The sequence below is a fragment of the Streptacidiphilus fuscans genome, assembly GCF_015690355.1.
Taxonomy (GTDB): Bacteria; Actinomycetota; Actinomycetes; order Streptomycetales; family Streptomycetaceae; genus Streptacidiphilus; species Streptacidiphilus fuscans.
This window is the reverse complement of the sequence record NZ_JADPRT010000025.1, coordinates 18,470-44,659: the sequence shown is the minus strand read 5'-3', so window position 1 is coordinate 44,659 and position 26,190 is coordinate 18,470. Positions and strand designations below refer to the sequence as shown.

Here is a 26,190-nt window from a genome sequence, read left to right as displayed (position 1 = left end):
CGTTCCAGCCAAGGCAGGTGCCCCGTGACCACCGACGACTCCCAGGCGGCAGGGCCGCCGACGCCGCCCTCCGCCACCCTGACCGAAGACGCAGTCCCCGCGAGCGCGCGGCCCAGGGCCACGGCGGGGCAGAGGACGCGGCAGCGCCGCAAGACCTCGGTGCTGGAGCGCCGCTACGCCCGCCTCGGGTGGCTGTTCGCCAGCCCCGCGCTGCTCGTGGTCGCGGCCGTGACGATCTTCCCGATCGTCTTCTCGGTCGTGATGAGCCTCAGCAACGTCAACGTGACGGCCAACGGCTTCCAGCTGTCGGGCTTCACCGGCTCCAACTTCTCGCTGGTGGTGGGCTCCCCGCGTTGGCAGCACGACCTGTGGTTCACCGTGGTCTACACGGTCGGCACGGTCGCGGTGGAGATGGTCCTCGGCACGGCGATCGCGCTGGTCCTGGAGCGGCTCAAGGTCGGACGCGGCTGGCTGATGGCGCTGCTCCTGCTGCCCTGGGCGATGATCACCGTCGTCTCGGCGGAACTGTGGTCCTACCTCTACAACGGCGTCTACGGCCTGGTCGACCAGATCCTCGCGCCGATCGCCGGACACGACGTCAACCTGCTGGGCACGCCGGTGGACGCGACCGTGGCCATGGGCGTCGCCGACGTGTGGAAGACGACGCCGTTCGTCGCCATCATCGTCCTCGCGGGCCTGGTCATGCTGCCCGGCGACGTCGTCGAGGCAGCCCGGATCGACGGGGCCAACGCCTGGACGATCTTCTGGCGGGTGCGCCTGCCGCTGCTGCGGCCGACACTGGCCATCGCCGTGATGTTCCGCATCCTGCAGGCGTTCGGGCTCTTCGACCTGCCCTTCGTGCTGACCCAGGGCGGACCGGGAACCTCGACCGAGTCGCTGGCCATGCTGGGCTGGCGGGTCATGTTCCAGGACCTCAAGTTCGGCCCCGGCGCTGCTGTGGCGACCACCACGGCGGCGATCGTGCTGGTCGGCTGTCTGCTGTTCCTCAAGGTCTTCCGGGCCCAGGTCGGTCAGGAGGAGACCGTATGAGCGCCGTCCGTTCCAGCACCGAGCCGACCCCGACCGTTGCTCGCCCCGTGGTGGTGAACCGCAGGCCGGGCGGCTGGCGGAGGATCGTCAACGGGACCAACCTCGCCGCCCTGCTGGTCGCGGCGTTCGTCGCCGCGCCGCTGTACTGGCTGGTGGCCACCTCGCTGAAGTCCACCACCGACGTCGGCGCCGCCCACCCGACGCTGATCCCGCATCAGCCGACCTTCTCCAACTACAGCAACGCGTTCAGCAACTACCACTTCGCCACCTACATCGTGAACTCGGCGGTGGTCACTGTCATCTCGACCGTGCTCGTGCTGGGCCTGGGCACGGGTGCCGGGTACGCGCTCGCGCGGCTGCCGCTGCGCGGCAAGTCGTCGGTGATGACCGCGCTGCTGATGATCTCGCTCTTCCCGACCGTGGCGCTGGCCGCGCCGCTCTACCTGCTGATGCGGGACGCCGGGTGGCTCAACTCCTACCAGGGCCTGATCGTCGTCTACACCGCGCTCAACCTGCCGTTCTCCATCTGGATCATCCGCAACTACATGCTGGCGATCCCCAAGGAGATGGAGGAGGTCGCCTGGATGGACGGCGCGAGCCCGATGCGGACCGTCGTCAGCGTGATCCTGCCGCAGGCCAAGCCGGGCCTGTTCACCGCCGGGGTGTTCACCTTCGTCGCCTGCTGGACCGAGTTCCTGATCGCGCTGACGCTCAACAACGACGACCAGCACCGCACCATCCCGGTCGGCATCGCGCTCTTCGGCGGGCAGTTCACCACCCCCTACGGCACGATCTTCGCCGCGGCGACGGTGGCCATGCTGCCGATCGCGCTGCTGGTGCTGATCTTCCGGCGCGCCGTCGTCTCCGGCCTGACCGCCGGCGCCGTCAAGGGCTGACCCACCCCCTTCACACACCCGCACCTGGAGAGTCCGCACCCCATGACCGACGCCGCCCGCCACATCCCCAGCTGGCTGCCCGACGCCGTCCTCTACCAGATCTACCCGCAGAGCTTCTCCGACTCCAACGGCGACGGCGTCGGCGACCTGCCCGGCATCGTCGAGCGCCTGGACTACCTCTCCTGGCTGGGCGTCAACACGCTGTGGCTCAGCCCCTGCTTCAGCTCCGAGTTCGGCGACGCCGGCTACGACGTCGCCGACTACCTCACCGTCGCCCCGCGCTACGGCACCAACGACGACGCCGTGCGCCTGGTGGAGGAGGCGCGCCGCCGGGACATCCGCGTCATGCTCGACCTGGTCCCCGGCCACACCTCGCACCGGCACCCGTGGTTCCAGCACTCGGCGCAGACCCCCGGTGACGACCGCTACATCTGGGCGGACCGGATCACCGCGCCCGTCCGCGAGTGGATCCCCAACCAGGGTGCGCGCGGCGGCTTCTACCGCGCCAACTTCTACCCGATCCAGCCCGCGCTCAACTTCGGCTACGCGCGCGCCGACGACGCCGAGCCGTGGCGGCAGCCCGTCGACGCCGAGGGACCGCGCGCCAACCGGGCGGCGCTGCGGGAGATCATGTCGTACTGGTTCGACCGCGGCATCGCGGGCTTCCGGGTCGACATGGCCGCGTCCCTGGTCAAGGACGACCCGGGCAAGGTCGAGACGGGGAAGCTCTGGGGCGAGATGCGCGAGTGGATCGACCGCGCGTACCCCGACCGCGCGCTGCTGTCGGAGTGGGGCGACCCGAAGACGTCCATCCCGGCCGGGTTCCACTCGGACTTCTTCCTGCACTTCATCGGCCGTGGGCTGCGCTCGCTGTGGGACAACGGCACGGGCAGCCAGGGCCCGTGGGCCGACGGGCAGCCGTGTTACTTCGACCCGGACGGCAAGGGCACCATGGCCACCTTCCTCGACGCCTGGGAGGAGGCGCGCGTCGCCAGCGACGGCTCCGGCCACGTCGCGCTGCCGACGGCCAACCACGACTTCTCCCGGCTGACCTGCGGTCCGCGCACCCGCGACATGGTCGCCCCCGCCTTCGCGTTCCAGCTGACCTGGCCCTCGCTGCCGGTGGTCTACTACGGCGACGAGATCGGCATGCGCTACCTGCCCGGCCTCCCGGAGAAGGAGGGCAGCCAGCTCGGCACCGAGGCCCGTCAGGGCTCGCGGACCCCGATGCAGTGGGACGGCACCGTGAACGCAGGCTTCTCGTCGGCCCCCGCCGACCAGCTCTACCTGCCGCTCGATCCGGCCGACGACCGCCCCACCGTGGCCGCCGGCCAGGCCGACCCGGACTCGCTCCTCCACCACGTCCGCCGCCTCATCCACCTCCGCCGCACCACCCCGGCGCTGCGCACCGCCGCGCCGGTGCAGGTGCTGCACCGCGACTACCCGTTCGTCTACACGCGAGGCGAGACGCACCTGGTGGTGATCAACGGCCGTCAGGAGCCTGCGACCGTCCCCGCGCCGATCCTGGGCGGTGGCGCGCTGCGTCCGCTGGCCGTGCACGGGGTCGACGTCACCCCGACCGAGGTCCGCGCGGCCGGGTTCTCCTGCGGCGTCTACGAGATCGTCTGATAGGCGGGAACGCTCGGCGCCACAGCCGGAAGCGTCACCCCGCCGCACGGGTACTGCTGGGCGAACGCCTTCGCCAGCTTGAGCACGATCCCCGCGTCCGCCTGGCGCACGTCGCTCGGCGGGGCGGGGGAGTCGCCGCTGGGGTTGGCGGCCGCGTCGACGGAGACGCGGGCGTAGCCGTGGGTGACCTGGCCGGAGAAGGGGTCGTGGTAGGTGCAGGGGAAAGCCAGGTCGAGTGTGTATCCGTAGGCCGCCTGCCAGGCGATGAGGCCGGTGTTGGTGCCGCTGCCGGTTCCGCCGCTGGTGCCGGTTCCGCCGCCGAAGGAGAGCGGCTGCACCGCGCCCCGGCTCGCGTCCAGGGCCTGGGCCTGGTGGAGCTGGGCGGCCGTGTAGAGGGCGATCGTCGGGCCGTTGCCCAGGTTGGCCGGAGCCTGGCCGCCCTGCCAGGACAGCACGCAGTGGTAGCCGCCGTCGGTGGCCTGGCTCGCGGGCTGGAGCGAGGTGGTGGTGGTCGCGGCGCTCATCGTGCCGCCGCTCTGCCCCGCCAGCGGACGCAGGTCATCGGCCGTCAGCACACCCCAACAGGCCTGCGCCGGAAGATTGGTGACGGTCTGCCAGGGACGCACCGCCAGCACCACGGCCGCGGCCACGACGACGGCCAGCGCGGCGACGACGAACGGCAGCCGCCTGCGGCGGCGCGTCGGTGCGCTCACTTGCCCCCCTGGTGGTAGGCGCCGTCCGTGGTGACCCCGCCCTCGTAGCCGGTCTGGGCCGCCTGCCCGACGTTGTACGTCGTGGTGCCGTCGGGATCCTGGCCGGTGCCCTGGAGCGCGTTCTGCACAGCGTACTGCGCCGCCTGACCGGCCGCCGTCTTGCCCGAGTTGACGATGTCGATGTTGGTGTCGACGGTCTGCGCCGTGGAGTTGTGGTGGAAGCTGTTGCCCATGTTCGTGATCATCTTGCTGACCTGGCCGTTCACGATCGACCCGACGATCGGCACCTTGCCGACGACACTGCCCACCGAGACGCTGTAGACGGTGTTGGCCCAGCCCGCGTTGCGGTCGATGGACGCGTTGTACGCCGCGTCCGACGCCCAGCCGTTCTGGGCCACGGCGTTGGCCCGCGCGTTGCTCAGGATGCCGCTGATCTGGCTGCCCTGGTTGGCCACGCGGGTGAGGTTGTCGTTGAGATCGCCGGGCTGGTGCACCGCGTTCTGCAACTGCCCTGCCGTGTAGCCGTTCTGGGCCTGCTGGAGGATGCCGTAGGCGTTCGGGTCGCGGCCCAGGGTGTCCAGCAGGTGGGTGGTGTTGTTCTGGTCCAGGTTGGCCGGGGCTCCGTAGACGCCGAGCAGGCCTCCCGAGGGCGCGTTGACGGTCCGGTCGACGTCGCCCATGTACGAGCCGGTCATGTGCGCGAGGCTGCCGTTCATGCTGGAGAACGGCGCACCGTTGCCCTGGATCAGGCTCGGGTTGCTACCGAAGGTGTTCACCACCTGGTTCATCACGTCGTCGGTCGCCGGGGTGTGCGGCGGCGGCACCGCGCCGCTCGGCGCGTCCCAGGCCTGGCCGGTGGTCGCGGCCTGGAGGGCGTGGCCCAGCGCCGTCGGCTCGGAGTTGACGGCCGCCGCCTGGTCGCTGGCCTCCCGGGAGGTGGTGTCCGGCCAGAGCGGGTTCTTGTCGCTGTTGGTGAAGAAGTTCAGGTAGCCGTTGGGCGTGACGGTGTGACCGGTCGGCGTGCCGTCGGTGTTGTAGAGAGTCTCCGGGTTGTGGAAGAAGTCCGTCGCGGCGGCCGGGCTGTGCCCCAGCCCTTCGAGGACGCCGGTGACGGGGTTGAACCCGGAGCCGTTGCCGAGGAGGTTGGTCCTGACGTCGGGGCAGGGTGGGTTCGGCGCGGCCTGCGCCCACATGTCCGGGTTCTGCTCCGTCAGTTGGGTGACGTGCTCGGCGATCGGGTCGATGAAGTGCGGGTCGTAGTTCCCGGTGCGCAGGATGCTGCCGAGGATCTGGTAGCCGTAGGGCTGGTAGTTGAACTGGTCGGGTCCGGCCAGCGGGATCCGCTGGGATCCCGCCGCGCGCAGCCCCGCCTCCCACTGGTCGGAGAGGTGCGGCCAGGTCTGGGTGTTGGTGGCACAGGCCAGCGACGTGCCGAGCTGCTGCTGGAGGTCCTTGAGCAGCGCGACCCGGTTCGGATCGGCGGGCGGGTTGCCCGTCGTGCCCTCGGAGAGCTGGCCCCAGGACAGCAGCGTCCCCTGCGGACCGAGGTCGTTGTAGAACGCCGTGGTGAACCGTGGGTCGTTGGCGTTGGCCTTCAGCAGCGCGTCCAGTTGCGCGAGTTGGGCCGTGGTGAGGTTGTTGCCCTGACGGGCCAGGTTCGCGGCCTGCGCGGCCTCCTCCTCCGGGATGCCGCCGACCGGCGCGGCGTTGAAGCTCTGCTGGTTGGTCCCGGTGTCGGCGGTCAGCGCGGCCGCCGCCGTCTGGTCCGCGTCGGTCGCCTGCTGCAACACGGACTTGATCCGCTGCGCGATGGCGTCCGCCTCCTGGCTCATCGACTGCTGGTACTCCTCGTGCACCCCGGCGTTGTGCGGCAGGTCGGGCGGCATGTTCCAGGTGACCTGGCTGCCGTCGGCGGAGATCACCAGCCCCTGAGCCTGGGCGTCCTGCTGGATCTGGCGTAGCGTGTTCTGGAATCCGACGAACTGGTCGTGGGCGTCCCGCAGGGCCTTCGCCATCGCGCTCGTCTCGGTGAACGCCGCGTCGATCTGCCCGCGCGCCTGCGTCAGCTCCCCGGCGGCGGCCTCCGCGGCCGGCCCGGACCAGCCGCTGGCCGCCAGCGGGGTGACCACGCCGCCCTGGAAGTCCGAGTCGTACGCCCAACCGCGCACCAGCTGTTCGAGGTCGGTGGTCGCGGTGTCCAGCGCGGAGAGATTGGTGTTGGCCAGCTCGTCGTACGTGACCATCGCGGCTTGTCGCCTCCCGAACCGATTGGGGTCGTCAGTTGTCCAGCGCGCGCATATGGCCGCGGTTCGTGTTCTCGGTGCTGGTGTAGCCGTTGGCGCTGTCCTGAAGGTTCTGCCCGACGGTGATCAGATTTCCGCCGAGCGTGAGGAACTGCAGTTCCCAGGTCTGGTGCGCAGTGGTGATCGCGGCGCCGATCGCCCATCCGTTCATGGCTGTCGCGGCGGTGAACATGTCGCTGCCGGTGGGATTCTGGCAGTCGGCGGTCATCCTGTTGCCCAGCTCGGAGGCGTTCTGCCCGGCGGTGCGCAACGCGTCGGGATGCACGACCAGTTGCTGTCCGCCGGCCCCTGCGGGAGCCGTCGGACTTCCGCCGGTGGTGATCGCGGCGGGGGTATTCGCAAGATCGGGAAACTGCTGCTGCGCCTGCGGTGTGAGATCCCCGGACTTGTTGTACATCCACGGATTCAGAGCGTGATCGAGATCCTGGTTCCCCATGGCATTCTCCCCCTGTTGCCGGACACCGGGGCCGCGGTTGTCGCGAATCTATGGCCAATATTCCGCGGTGTCCACAAATGCAGGTTGCGGCGTCGGGAGTGGCGAAAGTCCGCTGCGAAATGGTGACAGGCCGGTGACATACGCGTCTTCGGTCGCGTGCGAAAAATGGTTCGACGACCCGGCGCGACCCTGGCACAGTGGCGCACCATGACGGACTTCGAGCTGCTGACCGCCGCGGACGTGAAGCTGATGCAGGGTCTGGCGCAGCGCGTCACGGCGACCCGCCTGGACCTGGTCAACGCCGATGCGGCGTACGGGGAGCTGGCCTGGATCTGGGGCCTCGGGCACGCCGCGTACGGCGCGACGTGGCCGCGCCGACTGTGGTTCGCGGGCGACGGCGAGCTGGTGGCGTGGGCTTGGGCCTACCTTCCGCGCCAGGTACGGCGCAACGACGGGTCGGTGCGGGAGGTGACCGGCGCGTCGCTGACCTACCAGATCCATCCCGACCACGCCGAACTGATCGACGAGGTGATCGACTGGTTCGACGGCGTCGCGGCGGGCCTCGAGCGCACCGTGTCGCCGTCCGGCGCCGACACGTTCGCCCTTAAGCGCTGGGCGGAGCACGGCTACGAGCCCGACGCCGAGGTGCTCGCCGACGACGGCGACTGGACCCAACTCAACGAGCGCGACCTCGCCGACATCGAACTCCCGGTTCTCCCGGCCGGTTTCCGCTTCGTCAACGCCACCGAGGCAGGCCCTGCGGCCGCGGTCCAGGCCCACGTGGACGCCTGGAGCCCCACGGGCTACACGGCCGAGAGCTACGAAGGTGTCCGACAGACACCCGGCTACCGCCCGGACCTCCACGTCCTGGTCGAGGCACCGGACGGCACCATGGCCGCCTCGACCATCATGTGGCTCGACGAGGCGAACCGAACGGTCGAGTTCGAACCGGTCGGCACCCACCCGGCATACCGGCGGCTGGGGTTGGCCCGCGCGATGCTCCTCCACAGCCTGCACCTGGCCCGCGCGGCGGGAGCCACGCACGCGACGGTCGTCTGCGTCGGCGCACCGGGCGATCCCGGGGCGCGCGGCCTCTACTACGGCCTCGGCTTCCGTGAGGTGTCGCGTGACGCCCCGCTGATCAAGCCGGCTTGCTGATCCAGCTCGGCGTCCACATGCCTCTGCACGGGCTCGAACAGCCCGTGCGGCACGAGATCGGTCAGTTCCGTCAGGGTGACCCAGCGGACTTCGGCGACCTCGTCGCCGCTGGGGATCCTGGCGTCGCCGCGCTCGACCGAGCAGGCGAGATAGGTGATGTGTCGACCCGTCGCGGGATGCACGCGCTCTCCGATCACGCGCGCGAGGCGGGTGACGACACCGGTCTCCTCCACGGTCTCCCGTACCGCCGCGTCGGCCGGCGTCTCCCCCGGCTCGATCTTCCCGGCCGGGAACTGCCACACGAGTTCCCCTTCGGGCACGGCACGCCGGACCATCAGCACGCGCCCGCCGTGCACCACCACAGCAGCGGCGACAGGGCGCTGGTGCTCGCTCATCAGGCGCGCCTGGCTGCGACCGCGTCGGTGTACAGCTCGGTCGTCAGGTCCTTCTCGGCGATCCCGAACGAGGCGAGCACGGCCCGGACGTCGTCGAGCGCGGGGCCGAGTTGCTCCTGCTCGACGAGGGTCTCCAGTTCCAGGAACGTACCGTCGAGCTCCGGCACCTGCACCAGGGTGGCGAGCATCCTGCGCCCCGCATGCTCGAACTCGTAGTTCCTGCACCGCTTGGAGAACGCGATCGCCCTCACGTAGCCGAGACCGGCCAGCATCGCGTGCACGGCGTTGGGCTCGTCGACGCGGGTCTCGTGCTCCGGCTTCGACCCCGACGCGTCCACCCGCGCGTCCTTGTACGTGAGCACCGAGCGGGTGTCGTGCTCACCATGCACGGTCCTGAGGCGCAGCTCCCGGTCACCGGCCATCAGGCTGCCGTCGGGCAGGTCGTAGTAGGTGTCCTCGTACACCTGGGGGTGTCCCTCGGCGCGGGCGTCGAGCAGCGCTGCCACGCGCTCGGGATCGCGGACGACGGCCTTGAGCTCCGCCTCGATCAACGTCGCTCTCCTCTCTGGTTCAGCGGGTCCGCTCGCTGTCGGCGAGCGGACCCGTGCACGGCTGCTCGCCGACCGTCCGCGCCGCGTGGCGGCGGGCAGTCGGCGGGCAGTCGGCGGGCAGGGTCTGACAGGTGATCAGTCGCGCGGCAGGAGTACCCGCGTCAGCACGGTCGTTGCGAGCAACAACACCGCGACAGCGACGAGGCCGAGGCGCATGCCCGGGAGGGAGAAGGCGCCGTCCGGCCCCGAGAGCAGGGTGCCGAAGAGGGCGACGGCCAGGGCGCCGCCGGTCTGGCGGAGGGAGTTGAGGAGGCCGGAGGCGGTGCCCGCGCGCTCCTTGGGGACGGAGTCCATCAGCAGCGCGGTGAGGGCCGGGACGGTCAGCGCGCCGCCGATGCTGAGGGGGAGCAGCAGGACCAGGACCAGCCACACCGGGGTGTGCGCGGCCAGCGGCAGCATGGCCAGCATCGCACTGGCGAAGACCAGCTGTCCGACGACGATCACCCGACGACGTCCGACGCGCTCGGCGAGGCGCGGCGAGACCAGGTTGGTCGCGGTCACCACCGCCGACATCGGGACGAACATCAGCCCGGCCGCCACGCCTGACATCCCGCGCAGCTGCTGGTAGTAGAGCCCCAGCAGGAAGATCCCGCCGTAGAACGCCGCATTGAGCGCAAACCCGACCGCGAGCGGGACGGAGACCTGGGGGCTCCTCAGCAGGCCCAGCGGGACCATCGGCTGACGGTGGCGTCCCTCGACCACGCGGAAGGCGACGCCGGATGCGACGGCCAGGACCGCTGCCGTGAGCACGGGCCAGCTGGTCCAGCCCAGGTGGCCGCCCTCGATCACGGCGAAGGCCAGACCGGCCAGGGCCAGGACGGCGCTGATCTGCCCGCCGACGTCCAGTGCGGCCGGGCGGCGCGGGGAGCGCGGCACGCGGGTCAGCAGGGCGAGGATCACGACGCCGACCGGCAGGTTGAGCAGGAAGACCGACCGCCAGCCCGCCGAGTCGGTCAGCAGTCCGCCGAGCACCGGGCCCGCGGCCATCGCCACCGAGCCGCCGACCGTCCACAGCGCGATCGCCCGGGCACGAGCCCGCGCGTCCTCGTAGGACTGCCGGATCAGCGCCAGCGACGCGGGCATCACCACCGCCGCCGCGCCGCCCTGCGCCACCCGCGCCGCGACGAGAACGCCGATCCCCGGAGCCAACGCGCACCCGAGCGATGCGGCGGTGAAGAACGCGACGCCCCAGGCGTAGGCGCGTCGGGCACCGGCGCGGTCGGCCAGTGCGCCAGCGGAGAGCATCAGGGCGGCGAACATCAGCGTGTAGGCGTCCACCACCCACTGGAGTCCCGCCATCCCGCCGTTGAGCGAGTCCCGGATCGCGGGCAGGGCGATGTTGACGGCGGAGACGTCGATGGTGATGACGGTGAACCCGAGCAGCGACGCCACCAGAGCCACGCCGGTCCGCTTCGGCCCGCCGCCGGGCCCGGGTTCGGTAGCCGGCGTGATTGGTCGGGCTCGGCTCGGCTGTCGTTGCTCTGCTGAGGACGCGGAGGGTGTCGGCGACGCGGACCGGCCGCTCTCGTCGGTGCTGAGGACGGCCGTCGAGGTGAGGGGGCGAGCGGCGGACATGGCGGGCTCCTGGTTGCGTGGTTCCGTGGTTCCGAAAGGCGAAGCGCGTGCGCGGGCGGCCACAAGTCGCCGGGGCCGCGGCCCGGTGTCGTGCACCCCCTGAGCCCCGGCGACCGGGCCGCCCGCTGCGGGATCAACTCTGCCCGCGCACGCGCACGCCCGGGAGACCGCGTTGTACCGGGGTGCGGCGTACGTGGGTGCCGCGTACCGGGGTGTCGCAAGCCAGGCCCTGGCAGTACCCCCCACGACAGACCGCGCGAGCCCCTTATCCAGTGTCAGCCACCCCGCCCACCTGCCACAATGGGCTGATGGCCACAGCAGCAGCGGAGACCCAGGGCACCGAACTCGGCAGGTATCTGAAGGCCCGTAGGGCCCAGGTCCGCCCGCAGGACGTCGGGCTCCCGGCCGGTGCGGGGCAGCGCCGGACGCCCGGGCTGCGTCGCGAGGAGCTGGCCGCGCTCGCCGGAGTCAGCGTCGACTACTACATCCGCCTGGAACGCGGCCGGGAGAGTAACCCGTCCACCGCCGTCGTCGACGCGCTCGGCCGCGCCCTGCAACTGCGCGGCGACGCCTACGAGCGGCTGCACGAACTCGCGGAGCTGGCCTCCGGTCGCGTCTCGGAGCTGCCGGCGTGCTCGGACAACACGGTCCGCGACTCGGTCCTGCAGGTGCTGGAGTCGGTCCGACCGCTGCCCGCGTACGTGGTGAGCCGCCACAACCGCTTGCTGGCCGCCAACGCGCCCGGGCGGAAGCTGCTGGCCGGACTCTGGGACTGGCCGCCGGAGCAGCGGAACCTGACCCGCTACCTGTTCCTCCACCCGGTCGGCAGGACGCTCTACGAGCCCTGGGAGGAGACGGTCGCGCTCTCCGTCGCCCACCTGCGGGCGGTCGCCGGAGCCTACCCCGACGACCCGGAGCTGACCACGCTGGTCGGCGAACTGGTGCTCAAGTCACCGGAGTTCGCCCGCCTCTGGGAGCGCTACGACGTCTGCGAGCGTGGCGGCGGCCAGAAGTTCTTCCGGCATCCGAAGGTCGGCGGGATGACGCTGACGTACGAGGTCATGCGCCTGTCGCGCACGGGCGGCCAGCGGATGGTCGTCTACCAGGCCGTGCCAGGCAGCCCGGACGAGCAGGCGATGTTGCGGCTGGAATCGACCGAGTGATCGGCTGAGTGATCGACGGCTGATCCGGACTCGATCGACTACGGTGGCACGGTGAGCGATGACACCTGGGCAAGCCTGGCCGACCAGTTCGCGGACGAGGCCTACGCCTCGGTCAAGGGGCAGGTGCGCACCTATGTGATGCACCAGCAGCTGCTGGGGCACCTGCCGCCGCCTCCCGCCTCCGTGCTGGACGTCGGCGGCGGCGCGGGGAACCAGTCGTTCCCGCTCGCCCAGGCCGGTTACCAGGTGACCCTGCTCGACCCCTCGCTCGGGATGCTGGACAAGGCGCGCCTGCGCCTCACGCGGTTGCCGGAGGAGGTCCAGCAGCGGGTGACCCTCGTGCACGCCGACGGCGCGGACGCCGACGCGGCGGTTGGGGGTCGGCGCTTCGACGCCGTGCTCTGCCACGGCGTGCTCGGATACCTGGAGGACCCGACGCCCCTGATCGACCAGCTGTGCCGCTGCGCCGCGCCCGGCGGGATCGTCTCGATCATGTCGGGCAACGCCAAGGCGGGCGCGGTGCGCCCGGCCATGGAGCAGCGCTGGGACGACGCCCTGGCCGCCTTCGACGCCACCCGCGAGATCGGCGTGCTGGGCCTGCCGACGCGCGGCGACACGGTGGAGGAGCTCAGCGAGCAGATCCGCAGCCGCGGCGTCGCGCCGCTGGACTGGTACGGGGTCTGGCTGTTCGTCGACTGGCTGGAGTTCGGCGGGACCGAGCTGGATCCCGAGGACGCGAAGCAGGCGCAGAAGATCGCCGCCGTCGAACTCGAAGCCAGCCGCCGCGACCCCTATCGCCAACTCAGTCGCGTCTTCCACCTCGTGGGTCGCAAGGGCGAGAGCTGAGGGCCGGATGAGCGAGCAACTGCCGCCCGGCGGCGCGGAACTGTCGCCCGCCGAGCTCGACTCCGTCGTAGTGCACTGGGCCGCGTCCGCCTGGACGCCGAGCGAGATCGCGCAGCGACTGGTCGGAGTCGCCACGCCGTGGTGCGTGGCAGCGGGTTGGGCGCTGGACCTGTTCCGGGGCGAGCAGACTCGCCCGCACGGGGACCTCGAAATCGCCGTCCCCGCAGCGGACTTCCCCGAGATCCGCGACCGCTTCCCCGGCTACGCCTTCGACGCGGTCAGTAGCGGTCGGATCTGGCGGGACGCCGCACCGGACGTGCTCGCCGCCACACACCAGACCTGGCTGCGCGACCCGGAGACCGAGGCCTACCGCGTCGACGTGTTCCGGGAGCCGCATGACGGCACGACCTGGATCTCCCGCCACGACCCGACGATCCGCCTTCCGTACCGCGAGATCATTCGGCACACGCCGGACGGCATCCCGTACCTGACACCCGAGTTGGTCCTGCTGTTCAAGGCCAAGCACGCCCGCCCCAAGGACTGCGTGGACTTCGAGTCGACCGTGCCGTTTTTGACGGAGCGTCAGCAAGCGTGGCTGGCTGAGCTTCTCGCGCACACGTACCCCGGACATCAGTGGCTCGACGGGCTGTGACGCGAACGTCCGTGAAGCGGGCGGCTACGAGGTTCTCTGCTTGCGCCTTCGGAGCGGACGCCGCACAAGGGAGGGCTTGGCCGGCGTAGGCGGCGTCGGCGGCGCCGCCGTGGCCTGGTTCGCAGGCTCCGCCGGCTGCGCGGGGTGGCGCAGACGCCAGTCGTCCACGATCACGTCGATGTCGTAGGGCGCGAGGTTGAGCGGTGGACCCTCGACGGGCCCGCGCAGGCAGGCGCTGATCTTGTCGTTGATGTCCGAGACGATCCGGCGCACCTCGGCCTCCGACGGCGCGTCCGCGGCGGCGGCCAGGGCGTCCTCGGCCTCCTTGCGCAGGGCGAGCGTCGGCGGCAGGAAGGACAGGCCCTCTGACGCGAGCTTCTGTTTGACCCACCACAGTTCGTCGTAGGGCTTGTCCTCGTCGGGCAGGGGTTTGCCGAACCCCGGCAGGTTCTCGAAGTCGCCCCGCTCCTGGGCCTCGCGGATCTGCTGGTCGACCCACGACTCGAAGCTGAGGCCCGCTGGTTTCCGCTCCGTCATGCCTCCATCGTCCACCAAGCCGAGCCCATCCGGGCTTCATGGCGCGTGGAAAAACGTAACAGAGCTTATATAAGTGCTGTTATGATCCCTGCATGGCCGATCCCATCCAGCCCGATCCCACGCAGCAGAGCCTCTGGCGTCCCCTCCGGTTCCTCCAGGGCGCGATCGAGGCCGACATCGCCCGCGTCTACGCGGAGGCGCCGATCGAGGGGCTGAAGTCGAGCTTCGTGATGGAGCTGCTGCGGCTGCACGCCGCCGGGCCGATGACCATCACCGAGCTGGCCGAGTCGGTCGGACGGACGCACTCGGCGCTCAGCCAGAAGGTGGCCGCCATGCGCGCCGCAGGGTGGGTGGAGACCGTCGCAGGCGAGGACGCGCGCAGCAAGAAGGTGACGCTGACGGAGCAGGGCCGCTCCGTCGTGGGCCGCCTGGCGGCGGAGTGGCGCGCGACCGAGGCCGTGCTCGCCGAGATCGAGGCCGAGATCCCCTATCCGCTCAGCCGCGTAGTCGCCGACATCGAAGGTGTGCTCGCGCGCCGGAGCTTCCACGACCGCCTGGCCGAGAAACTCGGAGAGGACCCGGAATGGCGCTGAGGCAGGCCCTCCTCGACGTCGCGCCGCTGCGCGACCCCCGGCCTGCGCGGGGCGGGAGCTGAGACGATGCAGGCCTCGACTGACGAGCCAGTGCCAGTGCCGAGCTGACATGCAGTCAGTCATCATGGCCGTTGTTCCCGGCGGAACCTGTTCGCGGGCGTCAACGTCCGAGGGGCATGCGTAACTTCATCTTCCGAGCGGCGCTGGCTCTGATCGTCGGTCTGCTTCTGCTGGGCGCGACCGTCTCCTCGGTGGCGGACGCGCCCCAGCCGATGCGCGTCGAGAAGTGCGACTCCCTGCGGATGACGTCGCACGGAGCTGTGCCCAACTGTCCGTAGGGCGACCTCTCTTCTGGCCTCTCGTCAGATGTGCTTCACCCACGGCCAGTCCGCGCTCGACCCGGCCTCCAGCAGGCTCACCAGGCGGAAGGCGTGGTCGGTCAGGCCGCCGAAGGTGTGCCGGTTTCCGGTGCCGGACGGGCCGTGCCCGACGCGGTAGCCGGCGAGGTTCCAGGTGTACACCGGCACCTCGGTGGGGACCTGCGCCGTCGGGTCGCCGCTCCGGCCGTTGGTGTACTGCTCATCGGTGATGATCAGTACCCGGTCGTGGCCCCGGTAGTACGCCCGCACCGCCTCGGCGGTGTTGGTGCCGCCGAGACTGCCGAACCGCTCCAGGACCCGCAGCACCGACTCGCCGCGGGCGAGCGGAACCGTGCTGTGGGACGAACCGAACTGCACCAGGTCCGCCTGCTCCGCCCGCAGCGCGACCGCAACGCCGAAGACCGCCGCACTGTCGGCGCGGTTCAGCTGCGTCTTCTCGCTGATCCCGCCGAACATCGAGCCAGAGCGGTCCACCAGCACCAGTGTCCGTCCCTTGAGCGCAGGCACGTTGGCGAGCGAATGCCCCAACGCCTGCTCCAGCGGCCAGGACCAGCGCACCGACGGTGCGTGCTTGTACGCGGCCAGGAAGCGGAACGGGAACTGCCGTGAGCGGCCGACCTGTTCGCGGTCGGCGAGCTTCGTCGCGACCGCCTGCGCGACCTCGTCGGAGACACCCGCCTCGTCGAAGTTCCGCAGGTTGCGCAGCAGCGCGGCGTAACCCATGGACGGAATCACCGTCTCCCACGCGTCCCGGTCCATCGGCCCCTGGAGCCAGCCCGCGAGCATCTCCCAGGTGAACCCCGCAGCGGCGAGCCGCTCCGCGCCGTCCGGACCGGTCACCACCGCGCGCCGCTCCTCGACCGGGACGGCCATCAGCTCACGGTGCGCGCCCAGCATCCGGTTCGACGCGGGCACCACGGCCTCGTCGGGGTGATGACGCCGGTCGAGCGCGTAGGCGAACAGGTCACCCTGCCACGGCTTGTCCGCCGAGGGGGCCGCGTGGACCAGGTTCAGCACGTCGCCGAAGCGGTAACCCTTGGACGCGGTGTCGTACTTGAGGAGACTGCGCGCACTGTAGAGGCGCCGCACCGCGTCGGCCACGCCGCGCTTGACGGGCTTGGGCAGGTTCCGGCCGTACCGGCCGGTCCAGTACGCGAGCAGCTCGCCCGGCTCGTCCGGGCGCTGGAGCACGGAGTTGACGACCTGTCGGGAGTGGCCGTCCAGCTTGGCGTCGAGCCGCGCCTTGGTGAACTCGGCCGCGCCGACGAGCGAGGCGGTCCGCATTCCGGCGTCGTCGCGCAACCAGCCGAGCAGCCCGGCGGTCCACTCCGGGTCCTCGACGGCGAGCTGCCGCACCAACTGCGCGTAGCGGTCGTCGCGTTCGCCGCCGCCCTCGTAGAAGGTGTTCTGGCCGACCATGTTGGCGACCGCGAGCAGGAACAGCTCCGACTTGGCGTCGCGCAGGAATCCGGCGCCGCCCTCGAAGGTCGCAGCGCGTCGTCCGGTGCTGGCGACGGGGGAAGTCCCGGTGGCCCGGGCCGACTTGGTGTTGAAACGAGACATGAGTACCCCCTGAAGGAGCCAGGGGAAGGAGATGCGGCGGGCGCCCGAGATCAAAGGTCGGCGACGGGCTTACAGACTGCTGCTCTGTCCGGCTGAGCTACCGGCCCTCTTTCGAGGACCAGGCGGGAATCGAACCCGCGACCCGCAGTGCCAAATGAAGTATCCGTTGCCTGCGCACCGGGCACCCGCTGCATGTCCTCCCGAGATCAAGGATGGCGTCCGGTGGGTTCCTTGGAAGAGAAGTATCCGGCCGCCTCGCACCGGGAGGTGCTTGCGATGGGTGAAACCGTAGCGGATCTTCGAACACGGCGTCGCGGGATTTTCCGCTCTGGCACGGCACGCGGGACCGCAACATGCCGGTCGTGCACGGCCACCGGCTCGCCAAGCTCGTTCCGGGGATCGAGGCCGCCTTCCCGGACGAGGACCACACGACGATCGAGGACGACCACCGTCGCGAGGCCTACGCGTGGTTGACGCGCTACGTCTAGGAACCGTTGACCGCCGCGGCACCGAACCAGGTCGGCAGGGCGGCGCGCAGCTCGTCCGGGTCGTCGCCGACCCAGGCGATGTGGCCGTCGGGGCGGAGCAGGACGGCGGGGGCGTCCAACTCCTCGCTGACGTCGACGACGTGGTCGACCCGGTCGGACCAGCCGTCCACCGAGAGGCGGCCTCCGGTCTGGTCGAGGAGGAGGCCGCGACCGGCGTGCATCAGGTCGTAGAGGCGGTCCTGCTTGAGGGCGATGTCGCGCAGCCGCAGGCCGAGGAGCTCGTGGCCGCGCCCGTCGTGGCCTGCCTCCTGCCCCGCGCCGAAGTCGTAGCGGATGCCGATGGCCGTGATCCGGCCGATCAGGTAGCGGTTGACCTCGTCGAAGTCCGCCAGGTCGGACAGCAGTCGGCGCAGGGCCGCCGGGCCGGCGCCGGGGGAGAGCAACTGCATCTGGGCGCGGGTGTTCTCCAACACGTCCGCGGCCACCGGGTGGCGCTCGGAGTGGTAGCTGTCGAGGAGGCCGTCCGGCGCCCAGCCGTTGACCTGGGCGGCGAGCTTCCAGCCGAGGTTGAACGCGTCCTGGACGCCGAGGTTGAGGCCCTGGCCGCCGGTCGGCGGGTGGATGTGCGCCGCGTCGCCCGCCAGCAGCACCCGGTCCACGCGGTAACGCTCCGCCAGGCGCGTGGCGTCGCCGAAGCGGGAGAGCCAGCGCGGGGAGTGGACGCCGAAGTCGGTGCCCGCGAAGTCCCGTAGCCGCTGCCGCAGTTCGTCGAGGGTGACCGGAGCCGTACGGTCCTCGCTCAGGCCCTCGGCGGGCGCGATCATCCGGTACCAGTCGTCCCGCATCGGCATCACGCCGAAGCGGCGGTGGGTCTTGCGGACCTCGGACACCACGGCCGTCAGCTCCTCCGGCGTCACGCCGATCCGCACCTCGCCGAGCAGCGTCTCGTGCTCGGCGGGCTCACCCGGGAAGGCGACGCCGAGCAGCCTGCGGACCGTGCTCCGTCCGCCGTCGCAGCCGACCAGGTAGCGCGAGCGCAGCCGCGTCCCGTCGGCCAGTTCCGCCGTCACACCGGTCTCGTCCTGCTCCAGCGCCACCAGCTCGAAGCCGCGCCGGATCTCCGTGCCGAGCTCCACGGCGTTCTCTTCGAGCAGGCGCTCGGTGTCGGCCTGCGGGATGCCGAGGACGTACCCGTGCGCGGTGTCGAGATCCTCGGGGGCCGGCTTGGTGGCGCCGAAGAAGGCGAAGAACGGATGCCGCACCCCCTCGGCGAGGAACCGGTCCAGCAGACCGCGCTGGGCCATCACCTCGATGCTGCGCACGTGCAGGCCGAGCCCGCGCGAGAGGCCGGACGGCTGCGGCTCCTTCTCCAGCACCAGCACGCGTACGTCGTGCAGGCGCAGCTCTGCGGCCAGCATCAGGCCGGTCGGCCCGCCGCCGACGACGATCACGTCGAACTTGTCAGTCATCAAACCCTCGTCCGCAGTCCTGGCTTCGGCCTGCGATTCTGCGGCAGGACCAGGGCCTTGCCGCAAGACCCCCCATGCGCTATAGATTGAAACCGGCAGGGAGAGGTTTCGTCTCCCTGCCTTTGCTTTTGTCCGCATGCGCCGCACCACTGCGGTGCCCGCCGAGCGCGGCGGCTGTGCGTCGCGGGTGGTCGGGCCGGTACGGTGCCAGGGTGGAGATCAACGGCGGGGGAGGGGCAGCACGCGGACTGGTGCTGCTGATCGGCGGCGCGCCCGGGGGCAAGCGGCGGCAGCCGGTCCGCCCGGAGGCGGCGCTGGGTCTGCTGGCGACCGTGCCCACGGAGGCCCTGCTGGGCAGCGCGGTCCCGGCGAGCATGTTGCAGTTGGCGGACCCGTCCGACCCGCAGCTGCTGCTCGCGCAGCTCCAGACGGCCGCGGAGACGCCGGGCCCGGTGCTGGTCGGACTGGCGGGTCAGTTGACGGCGGACCGACGCCGACGCGAGCTGCACCTGGCCCTGGCACAGACCACGCGCGACAACACCCGCTACACCGCGCTGCCGTGGGTCTGGTTGGCCGACCAACTGCGGCAGCGCCCTCCCGGCACGACGACGGTGCTGGCCGACCTGGTCGCCGACCCTGAGGCCTGGGCGGTGCTGCAACAGCACGGCCCGGCCGCGCTCACCACCGGACTGCCGCTGTTCGGGCAGGTCAGCCCGCCCGGGACCAGCGGCGACGGCTACGCGCCGCCGTACACCCGCGCACTGGTCGAGCAGCTGCGCCGCGCCCAGCCCGGCACCCGGCCCGCCGACCTGCACCACATCGCCGGACACTCCGGGCTCCCCGCCGAAACGATGCTGCTGACGTCGGAGATCCCGGCTGCGCCGTCGCCGGTGGCGACACCCGTGCCGCCGCCGGTGCACCAGCAGGTACCTGCGCCGCTTCCCGTGGCCACCGCTGTGCCCGTTCCCGTTCCCGTTCCGGTCCAGCCGCGGCCCCAGCCCGTTGCGCTGCCACCCGCTTTGCCGGTCGTCCACGTCGCCGTCGTGCCCGCACCCGCGCCCGCGACCGTGCCCGTGGCGCAGACGGCGCTGGTCGAGGCGGCCCGCCCGGCAGCACCCGTCGCGGACCCGCGTGCGGACATCGCGGCGGCGCTTCACGCCGGGGACCATCCCCGCGCCGCGTTCCTGATCGCGTCCTGGGAGCGGGAGCTGCTGCGGCATCAGGGCCCCCGTGCGCCCGAGCTCGCGGACGTCGCCGACGCCCAGGCGCAGTTGGCGCTCGCGGGCGGGGATCTCGGGCAGGCCACCGGGCGGCTGATCGAGGTGGCCAGGCTGCGGATGCAGCAGTTCCCGCCGCATGGCGAGCAGGTGGCCCTGGCCGTCGACAACGCGACCGCGATCTGGGCGCGGCTGCCGCGCGAGACGGCGCTCCAGCACAGCGGACCGCTGCTCGCGCTGTGCCGGGCGATGCCGCCCGGGACAGGCCGGGTCGAGGCGGTCGAGCAGCGGTTGGCCCAACTCACCAGGAAGACCGGCCTGCTGCGCCGCCGCGCGGGCTAGCCGGGAAGGGGGCTCAGAGAGCCCCGAGGTCCAGGTCGGCCACCGCGAGGAGCAGCTGGCCGCAGCTCGCGGCCGACGGGAGCTCGACGGGGTGGGCGAACGGCCCCGTGACGAGCAGCAGATGGCCATGGGCGCGGGCGACGCGGCGCCAGGCGCGGGTGGAGTGGAGCGGGCCCTGGTACCAGGGCAGGCCGTCCGGGCGGGTGACCCGGAGGCAGCCGTCGTCGAGGGTCGCCCGCCAGCGCGGGATGTCCCCGACGACGTCGGCCGCGTCGGCCGGGAGCCAGCCTGTCTCGGTGGGATGGCCGGGTCGGGCCGGGAAGACCAGCGTCGGCAGGTCCTGCCACAGCTCCGGCCAGACGGCCCACTCGGGGGACAGCTCCGGAAACGGCTGCGCGAACGGTGACGTGAACGGTCCGTCGAGTGGTCCGTCGAGTGGTTCGGCGCGGGACCCTCGCGGCTTCTTCTCCTCCGCCGGGAGCGGGGTCACCACGGCGCCCCCGCCGCGCCGTAGTGACCCGGGTGACCCGGGTGATGCTGAGCGTGCTGTGTCATGTCGATCCCTGTAGGGACGGGAGCGGGAGCCAGCAGGAGGGAGGAGTCAGGGCTTGATGCCCACGCCCACCCACAGGCTGACCTCCGCATCCGTCAGTTCCTTCTCCGGAGCCGCGTCCGGACGCCAGCGGTGGCCGACGACGACACCCGGCTCCAGCAGGTCGAGGCCGTCAAAGAAGCCCGCGACCTCCTTGTGCGTGCGGAACTGGACCGGGGTGCCGGAGCCGTTGTAGATCTCCTCGATCTTCTGCCAGCTGTCGGGGTCGAAGTCGGGCGTGCAGTGGCTTATCGCCAGCGCGCTGCCGGAGGGGAGGGCGCCCAGCAGGGTCCGCACGATGCGGTGCGGGTCCTGGGCGTCCGGGACGAAGTGCAGCAGGGCGTTGAGGGAGAGCGCGACGGGCCGGTCGAGGTCGAGCAGCTCGGCGAGCTCGGCGGAGTCGAGCAGGCTCTCCGGGTCGTTGACGTCCGCCTCGATGTACGTCGTGCGGCCCTCCGTGGTGCTCCGCATCAGGCGCTCGGCGTACTTGAGGACCAGCGGGTCGTTGTCGGCGTAGACGACGCGCGCGTCCGGGGCGACGGACTGGGCGACCTGGTGCAGGTTCGGCTCGGTGGGGATGCCGGTGCCGATGTCCAGCCACTGGCGGACGCCGTGCTCGCGCGCCAGGACCCGGGTGGCGCGGTGCATGAACGACCGGTTCTCGCGGGCGCAGGTGAAGATGCTGGGGTACACCGCGGCGACCTGCTCGGCGGCCTGGGCGTCGACCTCGAAGTGGTCCTTGCCGCCCAGGTAGTAGTCGTACATCCGGGCGGAGTGCGGCCGGTTGGTGTCGATGCCCCTCGCGGGACGGGTGTCGCTCATCGGGTCCCCATTCGTGGTCGTGCGTCCGTCGGTCACGCGTCGCTCGGTAATGCGTCGGTCAGTCACGCGTCCGTCAGTGACGTGTCGGTCAGTCCGTCAGGTGGTCGGCGAGTCCCGCCTTGGCGCCCCTGACGAAGGCGCCGATCTCCTCGGCGGTGTAGATCAGCGCCGGGCCGCTCGGGTCGGTGGACTGGCGCACCGCGACCCGGCCGTCGGGCAGGCGCTTCACCTCCACGCACTGACCGCCGTTGGGCCCCGACCACGGGCATTCCCAGCCCTCGTCGCCGAGATCCCCTGCGGGCATGCCGTTGCGGACGACTCTGCCGCCGTCCGTGCTGCTGCTGCCGTTGTCCGCGCCGTTGTTGCCGGTGAGAGTCATGAGTACTCCTTGCGCATGCGGTTCAACAGGGCTTTGCTCTCCGCGGACGACGTCAGCAGCGCCATCCGGTTGTGCGCCTCCAGATGCGCGACGACGTCCGCGCGCTGGTCCAGGTAGACGGAGGCGGACAGGATCTCGCTGTAGACGACGTCGGGGAGTTCGGGTTCCCGGAAGCGGAAGTAGGTGAAGGGCGCGCACGCGCCGACATGGGCGCCCGCAGCGAACGGCAGGACGTCGACGCTGATGTGGTCGCGCTCCATCGCCTCCAGCAGCACCTCGATCTGATGGCGCATCACCTCCTGGTCGCCGACCAGGCGGTGGAGCACCGCCTCCTCGACGACCACCCACAGCGTGGGGGCGTCGGGTCGGTCGAGCAGGCTCTGGCGGCGCAGCCGGAGGTCCACACGCCGGTCCAGCTCGTCCTCGTTGTCGTTGGGGAAACCGCCGCGCAGCAGGGCGCGGGCGTAGCCGGGGGTCTGCAACAGGCCCGGGGCGCAGTGCGGTTCGTAGGTGCGGAGCATGGTCGCGCCGGACTCGAGGCTGACGTAGGCCGAGAACCAGCTCGGCAGCACGTCCCGGTAGGCGTACCACCAGCCGGGTTCGTTGGCCTTCTCGGCCAGGGCGACGAACTCCTCGATCTCCTGCTGGTCGGCGCCGTACCGCTCGAGCAGCCGCTCCACGTAGAGCGGTTTGAGCGCGACCTCCGCCTTCTCCAGGCGGCGCACGGTCAGTGGGGTGACCCGCAGGGCCTTGGCCGCCTGTTCCAGTGACGCACCCGCGTTCTGGCGGCGCTCCTGGAGCCGCCGGCCGAGGATCATGCGCAGCACGGTGGGCGCGCCGACGCCGGCCGTCGAACGGCTCTCACTCACGGGCTGCACCTCCCCGAGGAACCCTGCCGGTGGTCAGTGACGGTGCCGAAAATCGCTGCCGATGATCAGTCACCATCCTGATTTTGACAGAGACTTGGCGCTGATGACCCCAGAAGGATGACATCACGCTGAAATTATCAGGGAGTCGGTTGCGCTCTGACAATCGCGGCGAGCATAGTCTGATCCCGTGAGCGCTCATCGGCAGCAGACCAGTCAGCTCCTGGACGCCCGTCACTTAGAGACGGTGGGTCCGCGCAGATCGCACTGGCTGGAACTCCCGGCCGAGCGGTCCAGCGTGGCCGTCGCCCGCCACCGCATCGCCGAACAGCTGGACGCCTGGTCGGTGCCGCGGTCGACCCGGAACGACGCGATCCTGCTGCTGTCCGAGCTGGCCACCAACGCGGTGGTGCACACCGCGAGCACGCGGATGCTGTGCGGCGCGGCCCTGTTGCCCGACGGCCGGATCCGCGTCGAGGTCCACGACGACACCCCGGCGCGCTGCACGCTCCCCAGCGTTCCCGACGCTGCGGACGCATGCGGCGACGAGGAGAGCGGCCGGGGACTGTTCATAGTCCAGCAACTCGCCGACGCCTGGGGCATCGCCCGGTCCACCTGCACCAGCGGCACGTTCGTCTGGGCGACGCTGGCGCCGGAGGTCCCGCACGCCGCCTGAGCAGTCTTCCTCGAACGGGATGTCGAGGGAGTATCAGCGTGTCAACCCGCGCTCCGCTCCGGCTCTGCCACGCGCAGGGAGCGGAAGAAGGCGCGGATGTCGCGGACCAGCAGGTCGGGCTGTTCCATCGCGGCGAAGTGGCCGCCGCGGTCGAACTCCGTCCAGCGGACGATGTTGTTGGTCCGCTCGGCGATGTGGCGCAGGACGATGAAGTTCTCCGCAGGGAACGCCGCCAGTGCCGTGGGGGCCGGGGACGGCTCCGGCGGCTCGCCCCAGTAGGCCGCGTGGGCGCGCTCGTAGTAGATCCGGGCGGAGGAGCCGGCCGTGCCGGTCAGCCAGTACAGCATCACGTTGGTGAGCAGGTGGTCGCGGTCGACCGCGTCCTCCGGGCTGTCCCCGGAGTCCGTCCACTCCTTGAACTTCTCTGCGATCCACGCCAGTTGGCCGACCGGTGAGTCGGTGAGGGCGTAGGCCAGGGTCTGCGGCCGGGTGGACTGGATGTCGGCGTAGCCCTGCCGGTCGCGCAGCCACGCGCGGGTCCGCTGCCAGGACGCCCGGGTGCGCTCGCGCTCGGCCGGGCTCAGCTCGGCGAGTTCCGCCTCGGTCGGTTCGGCCGCCGCCGCAGCGCCGGGGATCAGGTTGAGGTGCACGCCGATCACCCGGTCGGGGTTGGTCCGGCCGATCTCGCGGGAGATGGCCGAACCCCAGTCGCCGCCCTGGACGCCGTAGCGCGGGTAGCCCAGACGCCGCATCAGTTCGGCGAAGGCAGCCGCCACGCGCCGGTACTCCCAACCGGCCTCGCAGGTCGGGCCGGAGAAGCCGAAGCCCGGGATGCTCGGCAGCACGAGATGGAACGCGTCGGCGCGGTCGCCGCCGTGGGCGGCGGGGTCGGTCAGCGGACCCGCGATCCGCTCGAACTCCACGATGGAGCCCGGCCAGCCGTGCGTGATCAGCAGCGGCGTGGCGTCGGGCTCCGGCGAGCGGATGTGGGCGAAATGGATGTTCGCGCCGTCGACGGTGGTCATGAACTGCGGCCACTCGTTCAGGCGGGCCTCGGCCGCGCGCCAGTCGTACCCGTGTCGCCAGTGGTGCGCGAGCTCCTTGAGGTAGTCGGCCGGGATCCCGTAGTCCCAGCCGACCCCGGGCAGCTGGTCCGGCCACCGGGTCCGGTCGAGCCGCTGGTGGAGGTCGTCCAGGTCGCTGTCGGGCACGGCGATGCGGAACGGTCGGATGCTGGCGTCGGGCGTGATCGTCATAGGGGCCGCAGCTTACGGCGTACGGCGCGGACGCCCCAGCGGATGCGTGACTGCGCCGCCGGGCGCAGGATCGAGAGGTGAGCGCGATCGTCGTCCTGCTGGAGCTGGAGCCCGCCACCGAGGTGGTGGACAGCGTCGTCGGCGAGACCGACATCGGCGCCCGCGTCCGCGCCGTGCACGCCGCCGCGGCCGACCCGGACGCGCCCGGCGACCCCGTCGCCCGCACGCTCTGCGGCCTCGTCGCGGACGAGCTGGAACCCGAGGCGTACGCGCCCGTCAGCCCCGGCGGGCCCTGGTACCCGCCGGAGTACCGCAGCCGTCGCTGTTTGGACTGCGAAGCGGCGCTGAAGAGCGGCTGACGTCAACGGTGCGGAGCCCCTTCACCCGTCCCGGTGTCCCGTTCTGTCCTCACTTCTCTTGATAACGCCGCAGGTCAGCTGGGGTGTCGTCCCGCAGCGCCGTCAGCCGCGCCTCGGGCGCGCGCTGCGCGACAGCCGGATGACAGACCGGGCTGGGAGCATCTGTGCTGTCGCGGCGAGCGCAGGCGCTCGTGGCGCGGCAACCGGTTCGAGGGTCTCAGGGGGAGCAGGAAGATCAACCGCAGGGCGGGGTCGGCGCTGGAGCGGCCTCTGCCTGGGCACCAGCGACACCCAGGCAGCGGCCCACCTCGTCCGGCAGCGGTGCGCGCGGACTCACCGCAACTGATCGGTCACCTGCTCGGACCGGCGTGCTGGAGCAGATGGCTGCGGGCGTGCACGGCGGCGTGCGGCCAGGAGGTCCGGGCCGCCGTGGGAAGCCCGGCGGTGCCGTCGCCGACGACGATGGAGACGTGCTGGAGGCCACGACAGCGCAGGTCGCCGAAGATCGGACCCCAGATGTCGGCCGGGCTGGTCGCCCGGGCCGCCCAGAGGGAGAGCAGTTCCCTGCGGCCGTCCGCCGCGACCGCGACGGCCAGGTGGACCACCTCGCGGGTGCCGGGAATCACGGCCGTGTCGGCGAAGAGCACCAGGTAGCGCGACGCGAGCCGCCGCCGCTGCCACAGGTGCAGGCGGGACGCGACGCGGTCGGCGACGTGGGAGAGCGGCGCCGAGGGCGGGCTGTCGCCGTAGAACTGGACGAGGCGGGCCTCGAAGTCGGTGCGCGGCAGCCCGCGGGCGGCGAGCGAGAGCAGCAGCGGCTCGCGTCCGGCGAGGTCGCGGCGGTACTTGGGGAGGATCGCGGGGGAGAAGCTGCCCCTGCGGTCCCTCGGCATGAGGACCTCGACCGGTCCGAACGTCGTCAGGACCGTCTTGGGGCGGTGGCCGTTGTGGGAGTTGACGTCGGTCCGGTCGTCCGGATCCTCGGCGCAGCCGTTGAGGTGGTGGTCCAGCTCCACCTGCAGGGCGGCTTCGAGGATCAGCCGGGTGACGTCGCGTAACGGGGCGTCGCAGCTGCCCAGCAGGTCGGTCGCGTCGCCGGGCCCGGTGCTGTGGCCGAAGGCCGGGCCCGGCCCGAGACACGGTTCCGGCAAGGACATCGCGCTGCTGGCTGCGGGGTGGTTCATCGGAAGCCTCCTCGTGCCGGGACGGAGAGCAGTCGGCGGT

At 71.4% G+C, this 26,190-nt stretch carries 27 protein-coding genes and 1 pseudogene; 13 read left to right on the top strand and 15 right to left on the bottom strand.

The window, feature by feature from the left end:
* The first annotated feature begins 24 nt into the window (after nucleotides 1–24).
* The 3 genes from I2501_RS37365 to I2501_RS37355 are packed head-to-tail and all read left to right on the top strand — an operon-like array spanning nucleotide 25 to nucleotide 3,575.
* On the top strand, nucleotides 25–1,050 hold the full coding sequence (locus I2501_RS37365; protein ID WP_328806872.1) for a carbohydrate ABC transporter permease: 1,026 nt from the start codon (nucleotides 25–27) through the stop codon (nucleotides 1,048–1,050).
* Nucleotides 1,047–1,946 carry a carbohydrate ABC transporter permease gene (locus I2501_RS37360; RefSeq protein ID WP_196198546.1) on the top strand — a complete coding sequence of 300 codons (900 nt, stop codon included), beginning with the start codon at nucleotides 1,047–1,049 and terminating at the stop codon, nucleotides 1,944–1,946. The genes I2501_RS37365 and I2501_RS37360 overlap by 4 nt, the downstream gene beginning before the upstream one ends.
* A 42-nt stretch (nucleotides 1,947–1,988) precedes the next feature.
* Nucleotides 1,989–3,575, top strand: coding sequence for an alpha-amylase family glycosyl hydrolase (locus I2501_RS37355; RefSeq protein ID WP_196198545.1), 1,587 nt, complete (start codon nucleotides 1,989–1,991; stop codon nucleotides 3,573–3,575).
* On the opposite strand, the gene I2501_RS37350 is transcribed toward I2501_RS37355, so the two are convergent.
* The 3 genes from I2501_RS37350 to I2501_RS37340 are packed head-to-tail and all read right to left on the bottom strand — an operon-like array spanning nucleotide 3,560 to nucleotide 7,027.
* On the bottom strand, nucleotides 3,560–4,288 hold the full coding sequence (locus I2501_RS37350; protein WP_196198544.1) for a hypothetical protein: 729 nt from the start codon (nucleotides 4,286–4,288) through the stop codon (nucleotides 3,560–3,562). The two genes, I2501_RS37355 and I2501_RS37350, sit on opposite strands and share 16 nt — an antisense overlap.
* On the bottom strand, nucleotides 4,285–6,531 hold the full coding sequence (locus I2501_RS37345) for a hypothetical protein (RefSeq protein ID WP_196198543.1): 2,247 nt from the start codon (nucleotides 6,529–6,531) through the stop codon (nucleotides 4,285–4,287). Before I2501_RS37345 ends, I2501_RS37350 begins: the two co-directional genes overlap by 4 nt.
* A gap of 34 nt (nucleotides 6,532–6,565) precedes the next feature.
* Complete coding sequence (locus I2501_RS37340; RefSeq protein WP_196198542.1) at nucleotides 6,566–7,027, bottom strand: hypothetical protein; 462 nt, start codon at nucleotides 7,025–7,027, stop codon at nucleotides 6,566–6,568.
* Between the two features lie 207 nt (nucleotides 7,028–7,234).
* Here I2501_RS37340 and I2501_RS37335 point away from each other — a divergent pair, with 207 nt between their 5' ends.
* Nucleotides 7,235–8,185 carry a GNAT family N-acetyltransferase gene (locus I2501_RS37335; protein WP_196198541.1) on the top strand — a complete coding sequence of 317 codons (951 nt, stop codon included), beginning with the start codon at nucleotides 7,235–7,237 and terminating at the stop codon, nucleotides 8,183–8,185.
* Here I2501_RS37335 and I2501_RS37330 read toward each other — a convergent pair.
* The 3 genes from I2501_RS37330 to I2501_RS37320 all read right to left on the bottom strand — a co-directional run bounded on the left by I2501_RS37330 (nucleotide 8,125) and on the right by I2501_RS37320 (nucleotide 10,766).
* A complete protein-coding gene (locus tag I2501_RS37330) occupies nucleotides 8,125–8,580 on the bottom strand; it encodes an NUDIX hydrolase (protein WP_196198540.1) in 456 nt (151 codons plus the stop codon). The two genes, I2501_RS37335 and I2501_RS37330, sit on opposite strands and share 61 nt — an antisense overlap.
* Nucleotides 8,580–9,131 (bottom strand): class IV adenylate cyclase, encoded by a 552-nt coding sequence (locus I2501_RS37325; protein ID WP_196198539.1) that lies wholly within the window; start codon nucleotides 9,129–9,131, stop codon nucleotides 8,580–8,582. The genes I2501_RS37330 and I2501_RS37325 overlap by 1 nt, the downstream gene beginning before the upstream one ends.
* A 135-nt stretch (nucleotides 9,132–9,266) precedes the next feature.
* Nucleotides 9,267–10,766: an MFS transporter gene (locus tag I2501_RS37320; RefSeq protein ID WP_196198538.1), complete on the bottom strand. Its 1,500-nt coding sequence runs from the start codon at nucleotides 10,764–10,766 to the stop codon at nucleotides 9,267–9,269.
* Nucleotides 10,767–11,074: 308 nt separating this feature from the next.
* On the opposite strand from I2501_RS37320, the gene I2501_RS37315 reads away from it, so the two are divergent.
* The 3 genes from I2501_RS37315 to I2501_RS37305 are packed head-to-tail and all read left to right on the top strand — an operon-like array spanning nucleotide 11,075 to nucleotide 13,427.
* Nucleotides 11,075–11,929 (top strand): helix-turn-helix domain-containing protein, encoded by an 855-nt coding sequence (locus I2501_RS37315; protein WP_196198537.1) that lies wholly within the window; start codon nucleotides 11,075–11,077, stop codon nucleotides 11,927–11,929.
* 51 nt (nucleotides 11,930–11,980) lie between these two features.
* Entirely contained in the window at nucleotides 11,981–12,775 is a 795-nt protein-coding gene (locus I2501_RS37310) for a class I SAM-dependent methyltransferase (protein ID WP_328806870.1), read from the top strand.
* 7 nt (nucleotides 12,776–12,782) lie between these two features.
* On the top strand, nucleotides 12,783–13,427 hold the full coding sequence (locus tag I2501_RS37305; protein ID WP_196198536.1) for a nucleotidyltransferase domain-containing protein: 645 nt from the start codon (nucleotides 12,783–12,785) through the stop codon (nucleotides 13,425–13,427).
* 147 nt (nucleotides 13,428–13,574) lie between these two features.
* Here I2501_RS37305 and I2501_RS37300 read toward each other — a convergent pair.
* Nucleotides 13,575–13,964: pseudogene (locus tag I2501_RS37300) on the bottom strand (DnaJ family domain-containing protein); the annotation flags it as partial.
* Between the two features lie 92 nt (nucleotides 13,965–14,056).
* On the opposite strand from I2501_RS37300, the gene I2501_RS37295 reads away from it, so the two are divergent.
* Together I2501_RS37295 and I2501_RS37290 are read left to right on the top strand one after the other, a co-directional pair.
* Nucleotides 14,057–14,557, top strand: coding sequence for a MarR family winged helix-turn-helix transcriptional regulator (locus I2501_RS37295; RefSeq protein ID WP_196198534.1), 501 nt, complete (start codon nucleotides 14,057–14,059; stop codon nucleotides 14,555–14,557).
* A gap of 176 nt (nucleotides 14,558–14,733) precedes the next feature.
* Nucleotides 14,734–14,895, top strand: a complete 162-nt coding sequence (locus I2501_RS37290) for a hypothetical protein (protein ID WP_196198533.1) — start codon at nucleotides 14,734–14,736, stop codon at nucleotides 14,893–14,895.
* Nucleotides 14,896–14,919: 24 nt separating this feature from the next.
* On the opposite strand, the gene I2501_RS37285 is transcribed toward I2501_RS37290, so the two are convergent.
* Nucleotides 14,920–16,500, bottom strand: coding sequence for a TROVE domain-containing protein (locus tag I2501_RS37285; RefSeq protein ID WP_196198532.1), 1,581 nt, complete (start codon nucleotides 16,498–16,500; stop codon nucleotides 14,920–14,922).
* A gap of 353 nt (nucleotides 16,501–16,853) precedes the next feature.
* On the opposite strand from I2501_RS37285, the gene I2501_RS40425 reads away from it, so the two are divergent.
* Nucleotides 16,854–16,988, top strand: coding sequence for a hypothetical protein (locus tag I2501_RS40425; protein ID WP_268927043.1), 135 nt, complete (start codon nucleotides 16,854–16,856; stop codon nucleotides 16,986–16,988).
* On the opposite strand, the gene rox is transcribed toward I2501_RS40425, so the two are convergent.
* Complete coding sequence (gene rox, locus I2501_RS37280; RefSeq protein ID WP_236047970.1) at nucleotides 16,985–18,457, bottom strand: rifampin monooxygenase; 1,473 nt, start codon at nucleotides 18,455–18,457, stop codon at nucleotides 16,985–16,987. The genes I2501_RS40425 and rox overlap by 4 nt on opposite strands.
* 212 nt (nucleotides 18,458–18,669) lie before the next feature.
* On the opposite strand from rox, the gene I2501_RS37275 reads away from it, so the two are divergent.
* Nucleotides 18,670–20,016, top strand: a complete 1,347-nt coding sequence (locus tag I2501_RS37275; RefSeq protein WP_196198530.1) for a hypothetical protein — start codon at nucleotides 18,670–18,672, stop codon at nucleotides 20,014–20,016.
* 13 nt (nucleotides 20,017–20,029) lie between these two features.
* On the opposite strand, the gene I2501_RS37270 is transcribed toward I2501_RS37275, so the two are convergent.
* From I2501_RS37270 to I2501_RS37255, 4 genes are all read right to left on the bottom strand, one after another.
* Nucleotides 20,030–20,506: a hypothetical protein gene (locus I2501_RS37270; RefSeq protein WP_196198529.1), complete on the bottom strand. Its 477-nt coding sequence runs from the start codon at nucleotides 20,504–20,506 to the stop codon at nucleotides 20,030–20,032.
* A 111-nt stretch (nucleotides 20,507–20,617) separates the two neighbouring features.
* A complete protein-coding gene (locus I2501_RS37265; protein ID WP_196198528.1) occupies nucleotides 20,618–21,430 on the bottom strand; it encodes an SAM-dependent methyltransferase in 813 nt (270 codons plus the stop codon).
* An 88-nt stretch (nucleotides 21,431–21,518) separates the two neighbouring features.
* On the bottom strand, nucleotides 21,519–21,734 hold the full coding sequence (locus I2501_RS37260; RefSeq protein ID WP_236047984.1) for a DUF397 domain-containing protein: 216 nt from the start codon (nucleotides 21,732–21,734) through the stop codon (nucleotides 21,519–21,521).
* A 71-nt stretch (nucleotides 21,735–21,805) separates the two neighbouring features.
* Entirely contained in the window at nucleotides 21,806–22,678 is an 873-nt protein-coding gene (locus I2501_RS37255; RefSeq protein ID WP_196198526.1) for a helix-turn-helix domain-containing protein, read from the bottom strand.
* A 244-nt stretch (nucleotides 22,679–22,922) separates the two neighbouring features.
* Between I2501_RS37255 and I2501_RS37250 the strand changes: the two genes are divergently transcribed.
* Entirely contained in the window at nucleotides 22,923–23,351 is a 429-nt protein-coding gene (locus I2501_RS37250) for an ATP-binding protein (RefSeq protein WP_196198525.1), read from the top strand.
* A 41-nt stretch (nucleotides 23,352–23,392) separates the two neighbouring features.
* Here the strand turns inward: I2501_RS37250 and I2501_RS37245 are convergent, their stop codons facing one another.
* Nucleotides 23,393–24,607 (bottom strand): epoxide hydrolase family protein, encoded by a 1,215-nt coding sequence (locus I2501_RS37245; RefSeq protein WP_196198524.1) that lies wholly within the window; start codon nucleotides 24,605–24,607, stop codon nucleotides 23,393–23,395.
* Between the two features lie 77 nt (nucleotides 24,608–24,684).
* On the opposite strand from I2501_RS37245, the gene I2501_RS37240 reads away from it, so the two are divergent.
* On the top strand, nucleotides 24,685–24,966 hold the full coding sequence (locus I2501_RS37240; protein WP_196198523.1) for a hypothetical protein: 282 nt from the start codon (nucleotides 24,685–24,687) through the stop codon (nucleotides 24,964–24,966).
* 350 nt (nucleotides 24,967–25,316) lie between these two features.
* Here the strand turns inward: I2501_RS37240 and I2501_RS37235 are convergent, their stop codons facing one another.
* Nucleotides 25,317–26,150 carry a transposase gene (locus I2501_RS37235; RefSeq protein WP_196198522.1) on the bottom strand — a complete coding sequence of 278 codons (834 nt, stop codon included), beginning with the start codon at nucleotides 26,148–26,150 and terminating at the stop codon, nucleotides 25,317–25,319.
* Nucleotides 26,151–26,190: the final 40 nt, after the last annotated feature.